The sequence below is a fragment of the Epibacterium ulvae genome (assembly GCF_900102795.1).
GTDB classification, from domain to species: Bacteria; Pseudomonadota; Alphaproteobacteria; order Rhodobacterales; family Rhodobacteraceae; genus Epibacterium; species Epibacterium ulvae.
Genome location: NZ_FMWG01000002.1, coordinates 136980 through 153143, shown reverse-complemented (window position 1 = coordinate 153143; position 16164 = coordinate 136980). Strand labels below are relative to the sequence as shown.

Annotated in this window: 15 protein-coding genes; 6 read left to right on the top strand and 9 right to left on the bottom strand. The window is 55.0% G+C overall.

All coding sequences use genetic code 11. From position 1 onward, the window contains the following. Positions 1 to 32: 32 nt before the first annotated feature. A complete protein-coding gene (gene ftsY, locus BLP79_RS03195) occupies positions 33 to 1202 on the bottom strand; it encodes a signal recognition particle-docking protein FtsY (protein ID WP_090216176.1) in 1170 nt (389 codons plus the stop codon). 156 nt (positions 1203 to 1358) lie between these two features. Here ftsY and BLP79_RS03190 point away from each other — a divergent pair, with 156 nt between their 5' ends. After that, complete coding sequence (locus BLP79_RS03190; RefSeq protein ID WP_232716297.1) at positions 1359 to 2351, top strand: alkane 1-monooxygenase; 993 nt, start codon at positions 1359 to 1361, stop codon at positions 2349 to 2351. A gap of 11 nt (positions 2352 to 2362) precedes the next feature. Here BLP79_RS03190 and xseA read toward each other — a convergent pair whose 3' ends face one another. After that, positions 2363 to 3793, bottom strand: a complete 1431-nt coding sequence (gene xseA / locus BLP79_RS03185) for an exodeoxyribonuclease VII large subunit (RefSeq protein WP_090216173.1) — start codon at positions 3791 to 3793, stop codon at positions 2363 to 2365. A gap of 204 nt (positions 3794 to 3997) precedes the next feature. Here xseA and purD point away from each other — a divergent pair, with 204 nt between their 5' ends. After that, a complete protein-coding gene (gene purD, locus BLP79_RS03180) occupies positions 3998 to 5260 on the top strand; it encodes a phosphoribosylamine--glycine ligase (RefSeq protein ID WP_090216910.1) in 1263 nt (420 codons plus the stop codon). Between the two features lie 122 nt (positions 5261 to 5382). Here the strand turns inward: purD and BLP79_RS03175 are convergent, their stop codons facing one another. Both BLP79_RS03175 and BLP79_RS03170 read right to left on the bottom strand, forming a co-directional pair. Further along, a complete protein-coding gene (locus BLP79_RS03175; protein WP_090216171.1) occupies positions 5383 to 6195 on the bottom strand; it encodes an FG-GAP repeat domain-containing protein in 813 nt (270 codons plus the stop codon). Continuing rightward, positions 6195 to 6518 (bottom strand): 2Fe-2S iron-sulfur cluster-binding protein, encoded by a 324-nt coding sequence (locus BLP79_RS03170; RefSeq protein WP_090216168.1) that lies wholly within the window; start codon positions 6516 to 6518, stop codon positions 6195 to 6197. Before BLP79_RS03170 ends, BLP79_RS03175 begins: the two co-directional genes overlap by 1 nt. Positions 6519 to 6735: 217 nt before the next feature. Between BLP79_RS03170 and BLP79_RS03165 the strand changes: the two genes are divergently transcribed. From BLP79_RS03165 to BLP79_RS03155, 3 genes are read left to right on the top strand one after another with little or no spacing between them, the layout of a single operon-like run. Further along, the gene (locus BLP79_RS03165) at positions 6736 to 7260 is read left to right on the top strand and encodes a peptidoglycan-binding domain-containing protein (RefSeq protein WP_232716299.1); all 525 of its coding nucleotides are present in this window, start codon (positions 6736 to 6738) and stop codon (positions 7258 to 7260) included. Positions 7261 to 7285: 25 nt separating this feature from the next. Continuing rightward, a complete protein-coding gene (locus BLP79_RS03160; RefSeq protein ID WP_090216166.1) occupies positions 7286 to 7948 on the top strand; it encodes a Crp/Fnr family transcriptional regulator in 663 nt (220 codons plus the stop codon). 22 nt (positions 7949 to 7970) lie between these two features. Further along, positions 7971 to 8282 (top strand): putative quinol monooxygenase, encoded by a 312-nt coding sequence (locus BLP79_RS03155; protein WP_090216906.1) that lies wholly within the window; start codon positions 7971 to 7973, stop codon positions 8280 to 8282. Positions 8283 to 8350: 68 nt separating this feature from the next. Here the strand turns inward: BLP79_RS03155 and BLP79_RS03150 are convergent, their stop codons facing one another. The 5 genes from BLP79_RS03150 to rpiA all read right to left on the bottom strand — a co-directional run bounded on the left by BLP79_RS03150 (position 8351) and on the right by rpiA (position 14608). Then, complete coding sequence (locus tag BLP79_RS03150; protein ID WP_170830443.1) at positions 8351 to 9859, bottom strand: Do family serine endopeptidase; 1509 nt, start codon at positions 9857 to 9859, stop codon at positions 8351 to 8353. A 255-nt stretch (positions 9860 to 10114) separates the two neighbouring features. Beyond that, positions 10115 to 11002: a protease modulator HflC gene (gene hflC, locus BLP79_RS03145; protein WP_090216160.1), complete on the bottom strand. Its 888-nt coding sequence runs from the start codon at positions 11000 to 11002 to the stop codon at positions 10115 to 10117. Next, positions 11002 to 12147, bottom strand: a complete 1146-nt coding sequence (gene hflK / locus BLP79_RS03140; protein WP_090216157.1) for an FtsH protease activity modulator HflK — start codon at positions 12145 to 12147, stop codon at positions 11002 to 11004. Before hflK ends, hflC begins: the two co-directional genes overlap by 1 nt. 106 nt (positions 12148 to 12253) lie before the next feature. Then, positions 12254 to 13603: a glutathione-disulfide reductase gene (gor, locus tag BLP79_RS03135; RefSeq protein ID WP_090216155.1), complete on the bottom strand. Its 1350-nt coding sequence runs from the start codon at positions 13601 to 13603 to the stop codon at positions 12254 to 12256. Between the two features lie 225 nt (positions 13604 to 13828). Further along, positions 13829 to 14608 carry a ribose-5-phosphate isomerase RpiA gene (gene rpiA, locus BLP79_RS03130; RefSeq protein WP_090216152.1) on the bottom strand — a complete coding sequence of 260 codons (780 nt, stop codon included), beginning with the start codon at positions 14606 to 14608 and terminating at the stop codon, positions 13829 to 13831. Between the two features lie 180 nt (positions 14609 to 14788). Between rpiA and BLP79_RS03125 the strand changes: the two genes are divergently transcribed. Then, the gene (locus BLP79_RS03125; protein ID WP_090216148.1) at positions 14789 to 16162 is read left to right on the top strand and encodes an L-serine ammonia-lyase; all 1374 of its coding nucleotides are present in this window, start codon (positions 14789 to 14791) and stop codon (positions 16160 to 16162) included. Positions 16163 to 16164: the final 2 nt, after the last annotated feature.

Below are 16164 nucleotides of genomic sequence, written 5' to 3'. Positions count from 1 at the left end.
TGCGGCTTGGATATGCGCCCCTCACTGCGCAGTCAGCCTTTATCCGAACCAGTATCCAAACCGGTCAGCGCTGCGGCAAATTCTTCGGGATCAAAGGCATCCAGATCCTCGATCTGCTCTCCTACGCCAATAGCATGGATCGGCAGGCCAAACTTATCTGCCAAGGCCACCAAAACGCCGCCTTTTGCGGTGCCGTCCAGCTTGGTCATCACAAGACCAGAGACATCTGCAAGTTTCTGGAAGGTTTCAACCTGGCTCAACGCGTTCTGACCGGTGGTCGCATCCAGTACCAGCAATGTATTGTGCGGCGCGCTTTCGTCCTTTTTGCGAATGACGCGCACGATCTTGGCCAACTCTTCCATCAGATCGGCCCGGTTCTGCAAACGCCCTGCGGTGTCGATCATCAACAGATCCGCGCCCTCTTCTTCGGCGCGCGTCATCGCATCAAAGGCAAGGCTTGCCGGATCCGATCCTTCTGGCGCGGTCAAAACCGGAACGCCCGCGCGATCCCCCCAAACCTGCAATTGTTCGACCGCTGCGGCGCGGAAGGTATCACCCGCCGCAATCACCACGTTCTTACCACTGGCCTTAAACTGACTCGCCAGTTTGCCAATGGTCGTGGTCTTGCCAGAACCGTTGACCCCCACCACCAAAACCACCTGAGGGCGTTTGGCATAGATTGGCAAAGGCTTGGCCACATGTTCCATCACCTGAGCAATTTCCTTGGCCAATAGTTCTTTGATCTCGCGGCTCGACAGGCGTTTTCCCAGACGACCCTCTGCCATGTTGGAGGTCACGCGCAGCGCCGTATCCACGCCCATATCCGAGGCGATCAACAGCTCTTCCAGCTGCTCCAGCATGTCATCATCCAAAACCCGACGCGGTTCACTCTCACTGCTGCGCCCCATAAGACGCCCAAGCAAACCACCGCGCGGTTTTGTAGGGGCTTCATCAGCCGGTGTTTCCGCTTTGGTCTGCGCTGGTTCTGGTGTAGGCACAGCTGCTGGCACGGGCTCAGGCGCAGGCTCAGCTGTTGGTTCTGGCGTTGGATCGGTGTACGGGGGGTGCACAGGGGGTGCATCCAGGGTGCCCTCCTGTTTTGGTGTCTCAGACGCGCCTTCCTCAACAATGGCATCCAGCCCCGCTTCCAGCTTTGAGGAAGATTTAAAAAGCCGATCCTTGAGCTTTGAGAAAAAGGCCATCGCGCACTCCGCAGATTAAACTGAACCTTCACCTAATGGGGATTTTCACCGGTTGCAAAGGCCAAGCGCCCTCAGCCGCCAAAAAACACCACATAAATGTCTCGTCGTGATGATATTTGCGCTGTAAACCCCTCCAAACCCCGCTTTAGGAGCCTCATGATGCACTGGTTTTATATGGCAAGCCTTTCGGCCCCGATTGCCGCACTTTGTGCGGGTTGGATTGGTGGCATCTGGCCCAGCCTTGCGCTCCTTTGGGTCACAGCTGGTGTTTTTCTCCTAGACCATTTGGGGCGCCGCAAACAGACACAGAGCACAACCGGTGCGCGCAGTCTTCCCGTTCTGCTGGCCTACGCTCATCTGGCCCTGATCGGTCTTGGCCTGTCTCTAATCGCACAAGCTCCTCTCTCAGAGGCGATGCCGCTGATGCTCTCTATTGGTTTGATTTCAGGTCAGATTTCACATCCCAACGCGCATGAGCTTATTCACGCATCAAGCCGGATCAAACGCATGCTGGGGGGAATGATCTACGGCACGTTGCTCATTGGTCATCACGTTTCAGCCCATCTCAGGGTGCATCATGTACATGTAGCAACGCCTGCAGATCCCAATTCAGCCCGATTTAACGAAGGGTTTTATGCCTTCTTTGCCCGCGCCTGGATTGGCTCATTTCGCGCGGGTTTTCAGGCTGAAAAACATCTGCGTACAGGACAAAGCGGCCTCAAACATCTGCACCCCTATTATTCCTACCTCATGTGGAGCACGATCACGCTGACCTCTGCCGCCTTCATCGCAGGGACATACGGTGTGTTCATCTGGGTTTTCATCGCAATCTTTGCACAATCCCAGATTTTGCTTGCAGATTACGTGCAACACTATGGGCTAACACGTAAAATGAGCGCCAATCAACGCTATGAACCGGTTGGCCCTGCCCACTCCTGGAACGCTCCGCACTGGTATTCATCTGCGATGATGCTCAACGCACCGCGCCACTCTGATCATCATATCAATCCACGCAAGTCCTTTCCTGCGCTGGATCTCACCTCCGAGATGCCACAGCTGCCCCATTCACTGCCGGTTATGGCAGTCATCGCGCTTTACCCGCCTTTGTGGCGGCGGGTGATGCACCCTCGGCTGGACGCCATAACCTAATGTTATAAAATTTACTTTTCAGAAAGCGGCAAAACACCATCGTTAAATTCGATGTTCAACGCGGTCTCTGAAGCCTCTGCCTGCGCGCGCGTTGTGATCACTCCGGATTCATTGCGTACAACAGCATAGCCCCGCGCCAAGGTCGCCTTGTAGCTAAGGATCTCCAACTGTCGTCCTGACGCTTCAAGCAGCTGTTTCTGCCGTTCCACCCGTGCCGTCTGCGCCTTGTCCAAGCGCTGCGCTAAAGCCTGCAAAGCCTCGCCCTTGCGCGCAACATCTTGCACAATGGGTCGCAGAGTTAACCGCGCCGAAAGATTGCGCAGCCCGTCCTGACGTCGTGCAACCAATTGCTGCAGGGTTGCAGGACGCAGGCTGGCGCCACGCTCCGACAAGCTCACCCGGCGGCGTTGCACACCTGCAATCAGCGCATTGGGCAAACGGTCTGCAACCTGATCCAAACGCTGGCGCGGGCTTTCCAGCAAACGTTCCGCACGCGGCATTGCCCGCGATAGGTCATTCAGGCGCTGACGCCGTAGCTGCACCGCTTGTCCCGCAGCCCGCACTGCACGCGCCCCTTGATCATTGATCCAAGCTGCCAGTTCTAATCGTACAGGCACCGCCAGTTCTGCTGCCGCCGTTGGCGTTGGCGCGCGGCGGTCAGAGACGAAATCAATCAGCGTTGTATCCGTTTCGTGCCCCACCGCAGAAATCAACGGGATCTCGCTTTCGGCAGCAGCCCGAGCAACAATTTCCTCGTTAAAGCCCCAAAGGTCCTCGATTGATCCACCACCCCGCGCGACGATGATCAGGTCCGGGCGCGGCAACGCCCCTCCCGGTGTGAACTGATTAAATCCGCGAATGGCATGGGCAACTTCGCTGGCACAGTTTTGCCCTTGCACCGCCACCGGCCAAACCAGCACCTTGCGGGGAAACCGGTCCCGCAAGCGGTGCAGAATATCGCGGATCACTGCCCCAGAGGGAGAAGTCACAACACCGATGAAACGCGGCAGATAGGGCAATGGTTTTTTGCGGCTGTCCTCAAACAAGCCTTCCGCGGCCAATTGCTTTTTACGTTTTTCCAGCAGGGCCATCAGCGCGCCCTGTCCCGCGACGGCAACTTCATCCACGTTCATATTGTATTTCGATTGACCGCCAAACGCTGTAAGCCGCCCTGTGACCACAACCTCCAGCCCTTCTTCGGGCACCACAGACAGATTGGCGATCTGCCCTTTCCAAGTGGTGCAGGCCAGAACCGAGCGATCATCCTTGATATCATAGTAGATATGGCCAGATCGCGCCTTGAACACGCGCCCCACTTCACCTTTGACGCGGATCCGACCAAAGGAGCCTTCCAGCGTACGCTTCACCTCGCCTGAGATTTCCGACACTGTGAATTCAGGCGTGTTTTGTCCGGCTTGCGGTTCATCAAACAAATCAGCCACGGGCAATGCTCTTTCGTTAAAGGGTGGACTGGCGTTAAAGGACGGCCCGAAGACAGCCGTCCAAGGTCTTTTCCTTGCTATAGCGCGCAGACCTACAAAGGCCAATCCCGGACGCATCTAACAGTGAAGGCAAAGCAGCCTTCTCTTGCCTCAGCGGTCACTTGCCACTAGACCACCGCCAAAGCACAGCAAGTGGAGAGCGGCGTGAACATCCTTATCCTCGGCAGCGGCGGACGCGAACATGCGTTGGCCTGGGCAGTGAAGCAGAACCCAAAATGTGACAAGCTGATTGTCGCCCCCGGCAATGCAGGCATTGCGCAGCTGGCAGATTGTGCAACGCTGGACATCAATGATGGTGGCGCAGTTGTTGGTTTTGCCGAAGAAAACGCGATTGATTTTGTAATCGTTGGCCCAGAGGCGCCGCTGGCTGAAGGTGTTGCGGATCGTTTGCGCGAAGCAGGTATTCTGGTCTTTGGCCCCTCTAAAGCAGCTGCGAAACTGGAAGCCTCCAAAAGTTTCACCAAAGAGATTTGCGATGCGGCGAACGCCCCCACCGCAGGCTATGGGCATTTCACCGATGCCGAAGCCGCAAAAGCGCATGTGCGCGCCAATGGTGCCCCGATTGTGGTAAAGGCCGACGGCCTCGCGGCTGGCAAAGGTGTGATCGTTGCAATGAACGAACAAACCGCGCTGGATGCCATTGATGATATGTTTGGCGGTGCCTTTGGCGGTGCCGGTGCTGAAGTGGTGATCGAAGAATTTATGGACGGCGAAGAGGCCTCTTTGTTTGTTCTGGTCGATGGCGAGGACGTGCTTTCAATCGGCACCGCTCAGGATCACAAACGGGTTGGCGAAGGGGACACCGGTCTGAACACCGGCGGCATGGGCGCCTATTCTCCTGCACCAGTCCTGTCGGCAGAGGTTGAAGCCCGCGCCATGGAGGAAATCGTGAAACCCACGATGAAAGCGATGGCAGATCGTGGCATGCCCTACCAGGGTGTTCTTTATGCGGGTCTGATGATCAAAGATGGCGCGCCCCGTCTGGTGGAATACAATGTGCGCTTTGGAGATCCGGAATGTCAGGTCCTGATGATGCGTCTTGGCGCACAAGCTCTGGATCTGATGCAGGCCGCAGCTGAAGGCCGTCTGGCAGAGGCCAAGGTCAACTGGGCTGAGGATCACGCCATCACAATTGTTATGGCAGCCAATGGTTACCCCGGTTCTTATGAAAAAGGTACCGAGATCAAAGGGCTAGATAGGTTGACGGAAGACAGTTCGAACATGGTCTTTCATGCAGGCACCAAGTCTGAAGAGGGCAAGATCCTGGCAACAGGCGGGCGCGTTTTGAACGTCACAGCCCGTGGCGCAGATCTGCAAGAAGCCCGCGACCGCGCCTATGCAGCACTTGATCAGATTATCTGGCCAGAGGGGTTTTGTCGCCGCGACATCGGCTGGCGCGCACTTTAACAGCGCAAGCGCTCCCGCCCGGCGTCAGGATCTGCGATCCGCGCCCGTTGGGCCAAGCGCCGCACCTTTGGTGCGGCGCTTCAACGTTCTCTCGCCAGGCTTTCGAAAACAGGGTCGGACGGTTAGTGGTGGCAGGCCAACACGTCCGCAAAAGCCTGTTGCGTTGTAAATTGCGTGATCCCAGCGCTTGTCAGTTCGCCTGCAACCAAGCGCGTCGCCATAACCTGCGTCCACCCGGCATCAACCGTCACAAGTTCTGGTCCAGCACCGCAATCGCGAATGCCCGAGGTGATAAAATCCTGCCCGATCGCATGATTGGTCAAGCCCCGCAATTCTGCGACCTCTTGCAGCTGCCCGTCTTTGTAGCGCCAGACCCGAAGTGTTTTGGCGAGATGTGGCCGATCAATATAAGCCACCTCAATGTGTCCATCCCCATCAAGATCGGCAGCACCTATGGGCGCCAGCCAGCGATGTGTGCGACCAATATGCGGCGTCTCAGCCAGTTTTTCGCCATCTGCATCATAAATGGCAAGCTGCGCCCCCCGCGCCACATCCGTTTCAACAACCATCACCTCGGGGGAACCATCACCTGTAATATCCACAAGGCGCGGCGTGAGATCCTCAAACACATGATCGAGGGGCAATCTCACGCGTACAACAACATCTTTGACAACCGCATGGTTCAAGAGGCTTGAGCTTGCGCCTCGTGACCGCAAAACCAGTGTGCTATATTCTACATCATCGCCCAGAACCGCATGGCCATAGCGGCGTGTGGGGTCTGCAAACTCTGCGGAAATCACCTCGTTTGCGGCCAAACCACTGCCCGCTCCACAAACGAACACCACTGCCCACACGTACATAGCTTTCAGCGCGCGGCGAACGGGTCGGAGCCACAAGCGCTCACTCAGACGCCGCGCTTTGGCTCCGGTCCGCATCAGATCTGCTTTTCAGGCATGTGAACAATCAGACCATCCAGCGCATCACTCACTTTGATCTGGCAGGTCAGACGTGAGCGGGCAGGATCTGGTTCAAACGCGAAATCCAGCATGTCTTCTTCCATATCATCTTTCGCAGGGATCTTTTCGACCCACTCCGGCGCGATATAGACGTGGCACGTAGAACAAGCACAAGCGCCACCACAGTCCGCTTCGATGCCCGGAATATTGTTGTCACGTGCGCCTTCCATCACGGTCAAGCCATTGGCCACATCCACCATATGTTCGGTGCCGTTGTGCTCGATGTAAGTGATTTTTGCCATGATATCTCATTCCCTTTTTCGGTACTCAAAAACTGTCTATCCAAGGCACCTTTGCCAGACCAGTCTATTTTATCAGGCCCACGCAGGTTTTTGTTGTTATCCTGTTGGATTTACCGCAACAGCTTAGAGAAATTGCTTTGTCCCTTGGTCCTACATCAAAATCCGGTTTAGGGTGCAATGCAATACGCCACAAACAGGCCCAATAAAGACACGTCCTATGCCGCCCTCCCGATCGCGCCCGATTTTTTTCACTACATTCCTTGCGATGGCTGTCTCAGCCTGTACGGAACTCGCCCCGGTTTTACCGGGACAAGCGGTACGCGGCGCAGCCATCAAAACCCCGCCCGGCGCACCTGAAGGCACCTGTTGGGACACTGAAATCACGCCTGCAATTGTCGAAACCGTAACACGTCAGGAAATCATCCGCCCTGCTGAACTTGATGCAAACGGTAACGTCACAAAGCCGGCGATTGTGCGCAGTTCAACGCAACAGGAAATCCTGCGCCCTCGCTCTGAGACATGGTTTCAAACACTCTGCCCGGCACAATTGTCTCCAGATACAGTCGCCACACTTCAACGCGCCCTCGCCGCACGGGGGCATTTTACAAGCCGCATCACCGGGACAATAGATCGGCCCACCCAGACAGCCATTCGACGCTACCAAAACACACTAGGGCTAGACAGCGACCAGTTGTCTTTAGAGAATGCACGAAAACTAGGGCTTGTTACGATCAAACTGTAGTCCAACCAGCCCAGGGAGAAACAACATGGCCCAACTGCCAATTTCCGGGTTCTTGTCCGGTGCCTCTGAACGGCTGCGTGACATGCTCGACAGCCAAGCGACCGAGATTCGCATCGCGGCAGGTGAAATCCTCTTTGCTCAGGGTGATCCCGGTGAATCACTTTATGCGGTGATGGAAGGGGAGCTGGAACTCTCTATTCTCGCAGCATCGGGGCGCAAACACAATTTGGACCGCATTCAGGCTGGTGCTGTTTTTGGAGAAATCGCTTTGTTTGATCCGGGCGTGCGCACGGCTTCAGCCCATGCAACTGTCCCCTCGGTTCTACGTCGCCTGCGTCGCCGGGATGTGATCGCACAGCTGCAAAGCCACCCCGACCTTGCCGAAGATCTGTTGCGTTTGGCAGGTCAACGAATGCGCTGGATGAGTACGCAATTTAACGAACAAGTGTTCTTGCCACTCCCTGTGCGACTGGCGCGCAAATTGCTGCATCTCTCCCCTGAAGGGCGCGAAGGGCGTTTGGCGCTGTCCCAATCTGATTTGGCCGAATACATTGGAGCTACGCGCGAAGCTGTTTCAAAAACCTTGTCAGGCTGGAAACGCATTGAAATTGTGCAGGTGTCACGCGGTGGTATCGAAATTCTTGATCGCCCCGGCCTTGAAGAACTGGCCGAACCTGACCTGATATAACCCGATATCGATGAGCCTAAAGATGACCTCAGCCCCCGACATCCGCATTTTTCTCACTGGATATATCGATATTCCTGAAACCCTTTACGCCACTGTGATGGCTGCCCTGCCAACGCATGTTGCGCTCACACGTGCCGAACGTGGTTGCCTGACATTTGAAGTCAGCGAAGATAATGCCGTCTCAGGCCGCCTTCGGGTCTTTGAAATATTCAAGGATCAAACCGCGTTTGACGCCCATCAATTACGCACGCAACAGTCACAGTGGTATCAGATCACCAGAGAAATCCCGCGCCATTTTCAAACTGCGGTGGGGCACCCACCAGAAACACGATGATCATCGACAAACGCAAACGGGCCAGAGCAGATGCTCTGGCCCGTTTCATTTCTTAAAGAGATATACGATTATTCGCTGAGGTTCAGCGCAACGAAGCGCGGCTCACCATTGCGGCGAATAAGCAGAAGCAGCGATTTGCGCCCTGCATCACGCACCGCATCAATCCGCGATTCAAGTGATGCAATATCAGCAATCTTTTCCTGTCCCGCTTCGGTAATCACATCCCCAGCACGCAGGCCTTTTTCCCAAGCTTCAGATGCTTCATCCACCGCCAGAATCACCAGACCATCTGTGCCTTCTGGAACGTTAAGTTCAGTGCGGATCTCGTCTGTCAGCACCCCAACGGTCAGGCCTAAAAGTTCTTTTTCGGTTGTTTCATCTTCGCCTTCAGGCGCAGGTACTTCTTCGGAATCAGAGGTGCGTTCCGCATCTTCACGACGTCCCAGTGTCACACGCAGGGTCTCTGTTTTGCCATCGCGGAAGACCAGAACACGAACAGTTTTTCCAACATCCGTATTTCCAACCTGACGCACCAGACCGCGTGTATCTTCGACTTCGACACCGTCAAATGACAGGATCACGTCGCCCGACAACAGGCCGGCTTCTGCAGCTGGGCCTTCTGGCACATCCGTCACCAAAGCGCCGCGCGCGGTATCAAGGCCCATCGCGTCTGCAACATCTTCGTCAAGGTTCTGAATGCGAACACCCAGCCAGCCACGACGGGTTTCACCGAACTCTTTCAGCTGTGCAACGACCTTGCTGGCTACATTTGAGGCCATGGAAAAGCCAATTCCAATGGAGCCACCGTTCGGTGACAGGATTGCGGTATTTACGCCAACCACTTCGCCATCCATGTTGAACAAAGGCCCACCAGAGTTGCCCCGGTTGATCGCTGCATCAGTCTGGATAAAGTCATCATAATTGCCCTGCAGTTCACGATTGCGGGCTGAAACAATCCCAGCCGATACCGAAAACCCCTGACCAAGAGGGTTGCCCATCGCAATCACCCAGTCACCAACCCGTGCCGTATCACTGTCGCCAAAGGTTACAAATTTCAGTGGTGATGGCGCCTCGACCTTTAACAGCGCAAGATCGGTATTCTGATCGGTACCGATCACCTTAGCGGGCAACAGCTCTTTGGGCTGACCTTCGCCGGGGAAGAATTCGATTTCGATCTCATCTGCACCTTCAATCACGTGATTGTTGGTGACGATAAAACCGTCCTCTGAGATGACAAATCCCGATCCCAGCGCGGACGAACGGCGGGGGCGTGGGCCATTATCGCCCCGGTTTTGAAAGTCACGGAACAGATCTTCCAGCGGTGAACCTTCGGGCACGATCCCTTGCGGGCCTGCGCGCCCTTCGACCACTGTGGTTGTGGTGATATTCACCACTGAGGGGCTGACCTGCTCCGCGAGGGGGGCCAAGCTTTCTGGGCGCGCCTGCGCGGTCAACGCCTGCGCAAGCACAAAAAGGGTGGTCAGCATCATGCCCCAAAGCACGCGCCACTGAAGGGCACGGCCATCTGAGAGCTGCTTTGCAATTGCCTGTGAACGCACGGATCTACTCCTCGTCATCACGTGAATTATTTTTGGTCCCAACACCTTATCTCGCCTTGCGTGTTCTAGCAGTGCCGATCCTGGCGCAGACCTCTGATTTAATGTAGTGACTTGCGCGCATCCTGCAATGACTGTTGCACGCTTTCAAAACGACGTGAAAATGATTGAAATATATTTTCCCAAACATATCGTTCTTTTCCGGTCTGAAGAACGCAAAAGGGCCCGCAAATCTGCAGGCCCTTTTCTGGGTAAAAGCACCTAAAAATCAGTCTCTTACTGAGCCGAAATACCGCCAGAAGACTTCAGATAATTGAAGAAGTCCGAATCCGGGGACAGAACCATCGAAGAATTCCCCGCTTGAAGCGCAGAGCGATAGGCGTTCAACGAACGGTAGAATTCAAAGAATTCCACATCACGGCCATAGGATTCCGCAAAGATCGCATTGCGTTCCGCATCTGCTTCACCGCGAACCACTTCGGCTTCACGACGTGCCTCGGAAGTTAGCTCAACCACGGTACGATCTGCTTGCGCGCGCACACGTTGTGCGGCCTCGTTACCACGGGCCCGTTCGTCGGTTGCTTCACGTTCACGTTCAGCCCGCATCCGTTCGAAAGTTGCGCCAAGGTTGTCAGTCGGCAGGTCGGTGCGTTTCAAACGCACGTCAATCACCTCAAGGCCAACGGCACGTGCATTCTGGATCGCACCATTGCGGATGCGCAGCATCAGAGCGGCCCGGTCAGAACTCAGGATATCGTTTGACGACACAGATCCAAGAACTTCGCGCGTTTGCGAACGCAGGATGGAATCCAAACGGCGGCTTGCAACAGCAATTGCTTGTTCGCCACCAGCACCGGTTGCTTCGCGGAACTGTTCCACATCGGAAATACGGTAGCGTGCAAAGGCATCGACCACCAGACGACGATCGTCCAGAGGTGTCACCTCAAGCGGTTCTACATCAAGGCTAAGAATACGGTCATCGTAACGCACAACCGTATCAGGCCATGGCAGCTTAAACGCCAGTCCGGGCTCATCCTTCACGCTTTTTACCGCACCAAAGCGCAGCACCAGAACCTTTTCACGTTCATCAACGATAAACACCGAAGACAACACCGCGCCCAGAATCACAACGAGGGCAACAATCAGAAAATTGCTCTTGTTCATCAGTTGTCTCCCCCGGATCTACGGAGTTCGTTCAGAGGCAGGTAAGGCACGATGCCTTGTCCTTGGCCGTTTTGTTCGTCCAGAATGATCTTGTCCACGCGGCCCAGAACTTCTTCCATGGTTTCCAGATAAAGACGCTTGCGTGTCACTTCTGGCGCTTTTTCATATTCGGCCAGAACGGCTGCAAAACGGCTTGCCTCACCTTCGGCTTCGTTCACAACGCGTGCACGGTAGCCTTCGGCTTCTTCCAGCAGCTGTGCAGCTTCACCACGCGCTTCCGCCAGAACACGGTTGGCGTAGGCATCCGCTACGTTCTGCAGACGGTCGCGCTCTTGTTCCGCAGCCTGGACATCGCGGAAGGCATCAATCACCGGCAATGGTGGGTCTGCTTTGTCAAAGTTGACGCGCACGATGTTCACACCGGAATCATAGCTATCCAACGTGGATTGAATGAGCTCTTCCAGACGCTGTGAAATCGCACCACGGTCCCGGTTCAGGATCGGAGCAAGTTCAGACTGCGCGATGATTTCACGCATCGCTGATTCAGACACCGCACGGATGGTTGGACGTGCGTCGCGCAGATTAAACAGGAACTTTGCCGCGTCATTGATATTCCAGACCACCTGAAAATCAATGTCTACGATATTCTCATCTCCGGTGAGCATCAGCCCCGCATCACCACCGCGTGCACCCGTTCCGATATCTTCGGTCTGTTCCCGGGTCACTGGCATGATTTCACGGGTGACAACCGGCCAAGGCGCAAAGTTTAGACCTGGATTACCAGTCGCGTAATATTCCCCCAAAAACAGCTCAACTGACTGTTCTTCGGGTTTGACTGTGTAAAAGCTTGCAACACCCCAAAGAACCACAGCTGCAACTGCGCCAAGACCCAGAACACCTTTGGTGAACATGGGCGCGCCGCCGCCTGCGCCACCACCGGTACCTTTGCCGCCGCCATTGCCACCACCGCGACCGCCCATCAAGACGCGCAGTTGCTCCTGGCCTTTTTTCACCAGTTCATCGATTTCGGGGATCTGGGGATCTTCGGGACCACGACCACCGTCGCCGCCGCCATTATTACCCCGGTTTCCGCCACCGCCAGAAGAGCCTCCGCCCCCCCAGGGGCCACCATTATTGCCCGCCATTTGTCTCCTATCCCTTTTGGGGCTGCGCAAAGGCGCAGCAATCTCTTTGATGTGTTCGCTATGCGTAAAAAATCAAGTTTAACGCACCAATCTTAACACGACCGTTTTAACGCGTTGGCGTCTTCATCGTAACCAGTTCTTCTGACATGGTTGGGTGCACAGCCACGGTACGATCAAAATCTTCTTTGGTTGCCCCCATCTTCACGGCAATACCTGCCAGCTGGATCATTTCACCAGCACCTGGTGCGACGATATGACAGCCCAAGACTTTGCGGTTTGCCTTCGACACAATCAGCTTCATCAGCACTTTTTGTGCGCGTCCTGCAAAGGACTGCTGCATTGGCTTGAACGAGGCTGAATAAACCTCGATCTCTTCCTGTGCGCGCGCTGCCTCTTCTGACAGGCCAACAGTCCCCATTTCAGGCTGGGTAAAGATCGCGGTTGGGATCAGATCATGGTCCGGGCTTGTTGGGTTGCCGTTAAACACGGTTTCCACAAACGCCATGCCTTCGCGGATCGCGACAGGCGTCAGGTTTACGCGGTCCGTCACATCCCCGATCGCATAGACTGAGGGCACAGCCGTCTGGCTATAGGCATCCACTTGAATGGCACCATTGCGCGCCTGTTCAATGCACAGCTCTTCAAGTCCGAGGTTTTTCGCATTGGGCACACGACCGGTGGCATACATAACCTGATCAAACAGGGTTTCTTTGCCGTTTGTGTCGGTGACACGGATCTTGTCACCTTCTTTGACCATTGACACCACATTGGTGTTCAATTGCAGGTCAACACCGGCTTCCCCCATGCCTGCGGCCACGATATTGCGCGCTTCTTCATCAAAGCCGCGCAGGATCTGCTCTCCTCGGTAGAACTGCGTGGTTTTCACCCCAAGGCCGTTCATGATACCCGCAAATTCAGACGCGATATAGCCGCCGCCTACGATCAGAATGCTTTCCGGCAGGGTTTCAAGATGGAAGATCTCGTTTGATGTGATCGCAAGATCAGATCCGGGAAAGTCTGGCACCATCGGCCAACCGCCAGTTGCGATCAGGATGTGCTTTGCAGTTTTTTTCGTACCGTCCGCCAGTTCAACCGTATGCGCATCCGCCAGTTTGGCACGTTGATCAAAGGTTTCAACTGCGTTGTTTTTCAGAATGTTGCGATAAACGCCTTCCAAACGGTCCAGTTCCGCGTGCAGCTTGCCCTTGAATGTGTCCCAGTTAAAACCGCCATTGGACAGATCCCAGCCGTAGGCGCGGCCATCTTCTACCATTCCAGAGTATTCTGAGGCAAAAACCATCAGTTTTTTCGGTACACAGCCCCGGATCACACAGGTGCCGCCATAGCGGTCTTCTTCGGCTAAGGCGACTTTTGCGCCGCCCTGCGCTGCAACACGTGCCGCGCGCACACCACCGGATCCGCCGCCAATGACAAATAGATCGTAATCAAAGCTCATGGAAGTCGCCCCTTCAGATATCTTTCGATTGGTATCCCACAAGCGGAACCCAAATGCCATACGCCCAAGTGGTCGTTTAACGGGCATTTTCAACCCAAACTCGAAGTATAATCGTTAAATTGAGCGGGTTTGCCGCAGTTCTGTATCAAAAAGGCAAGTAAAGCGCACAACCTCATCTCCAGCGTGTGCACACAGGATATAAAACAGAGGATCTCTTACATTGCGTTACAGATCCCGAAAGAGATTGTCTTCGGCCTCACTCTCCATATGGCTCACCTCTTCGGTACCCAAATTGATATCGCGCACAACCACGCGACCATCCCCATGGCCGATTACCACACGATCACAGATATCAATGAACAAGCCATTTTCGACAACACCCGGGATCTGGTTCAGCATCAGTGTCAGCTGTCGCGCATGACCAATACGATGCAAATGCAAATCCAGCACGTAATTGCCTTCATCCGTCACAAAGGGTGTCTGTCCACCCATCCGCAAGCTGGCGCTGCGGCCCAAAACATCCGTAGAAACCAACATCTCTTCGATCAACATCTGCGTGGTGCGCCAGCCAAATTGTAAAACCTCTACCGGCAGGGGGAAAGCGCCCAACGCATCAACCGCCTTGCCCACATCAGCGATCACCACCATCAGATCAGAAGCCGTCGCCACAATCTTTTCCTGCAGATGCGCACCGCCGCCGCCTTTGATCAGGTTCAGTTCCCCATCAAATTCATCAGCGCCGTCAATGGTTATATCCAGCCAGCGGGCCTCCTCCAAGGTGATCAGCTCAATCCCCGCTTCCTGTGCCAGACGCGCCGTGCGCTGTGAGGTTGGCACACCTTTGATGGCCAATCCCTCCTGCACACGCTCTGCCAGACAGCGCACCAGCCAGGCAGCAGTTGATCCTGTACCCAGACCAACCTTCATACCATCTTCCACCATATCCGCCGCCCGTTTTGCGGCGACATATTTTGCGATATCGATCGGAGGGAGATCTAAAGTCATCAAATTGGTTCCATTGGCAAGAAAAGCCTAGCCTCAATATAGCCAGCGCGTTTTGGTCGGGCGAGTGTGAATTCCATTACATCGATCAAGAGTAAATTAATTATTGTCATATCAACACTGTTTCCGATAGGAAACACACGAACCCTCCTGCCAAGTACGGCAGCAACACAGGAATTGCCGATGTTTCTTTCCATCCTTGATATGTTCAAAGTTGGCATTGGTCCGTCATCCTCGCACACCATGGGACCAATGGTGGCGGCAGCGCGCTTTCTTGACATGATGCGCGCCTCTCCTTTCGAATTTTCCGGCCTGCGGGCGTCACTACATGGGTCTTTGGCCTTTACCGGTGTGGGGCATGCAACTGACCGCGCAACCATTCTGGGCCTCGCAGGATTTCTACCTGACACCTATGACGACACAAAAGCTGAAGCCGCGCTTTTAGAGCTCGGCAAGACACATCATTTGCAGCCAGCAGGCCTGCCATCTTTACGGTTTGATCCCAAACAGGATTTGATCTTTGACTACGATACCGCCCTGCCCGGCCATGCCAATGGCATGATCCTGATGGCAACCGACGCCCAGGGTGACGTGATCCTGCAACAGGTGTTTTATTCCATTGGCGGTGGCTTTGTTCTGACCGAGCAAGAGCTGGACGCCGGACAGGCGACCGAGGAAGGCGCACCGGTGCCCTTCCCCTTTAAAACAGCCCAAGAAATGCTGCAAATGGCCCGTTCTAGTGGCAAAACTATTGCCGAGATGAAGCGCGCAAACGAAATCTCGCGCACCGGCGCCGACAGGCTAAAAACTGGCAGCGCCCGCATCTGGCAGGTGATGAATGATTGCATTGACCGTGGCCTTGTCCGTGATGGCATCCTTCCAGGCGGCCTTAATGTGCGCCGCCGTGCCAAGGGGATCTATGATCAGTTACAAGCCGAACGCGGTATGAATCTCATCGCACCGCATACGATCAACGACTGGATGAGCGTTTATGCCATGGCCGTAAACGAAGAAAATGCCGCTGGGGGACAGGTTGTCACCGCTCCCACAAATGGTGCAGCTGGTGTTTTGCCCGCTGTGATCCGGTATTATCTAGACCATGTTCCAAGCGCCTCAGAAAACCATATCGAGGATTTTCTGCTCACTGCCGCTGCAATTGGCGGCCTGGTGAAATACAACGCGTCTATTTCCGGCGCTGAGGCAGGCTGTCAGGCCGAGGTTGGATCAGCTTCAGCCATGGCCGCGGCCGGGTTCTGTGCGGTGATGGGTGGTAGCCCGGAACAAGTGGAAAACGCCGCTGAAATCGCTTTGGAACATCATCTGGGCATGACCTGCGACCCTGTCAAAGGTCTGGTTCAGGTGCCCTGCATCGAGCGCAACGGGCTAGGTGCCATCAAAGCGGTTTCAGCCGCTTCCCTTGCGCTGCGCGGCGATGGCCAACATTTCGTTTCACTGGATGTTGCGATCGAAACCATGCGCCAGACCGGCGCCGATATGCATGAGAAATACAAAGAGACCTCTTTGGGCGGGCTCGCCGTCAATGTGCCCAATTGCTAAAT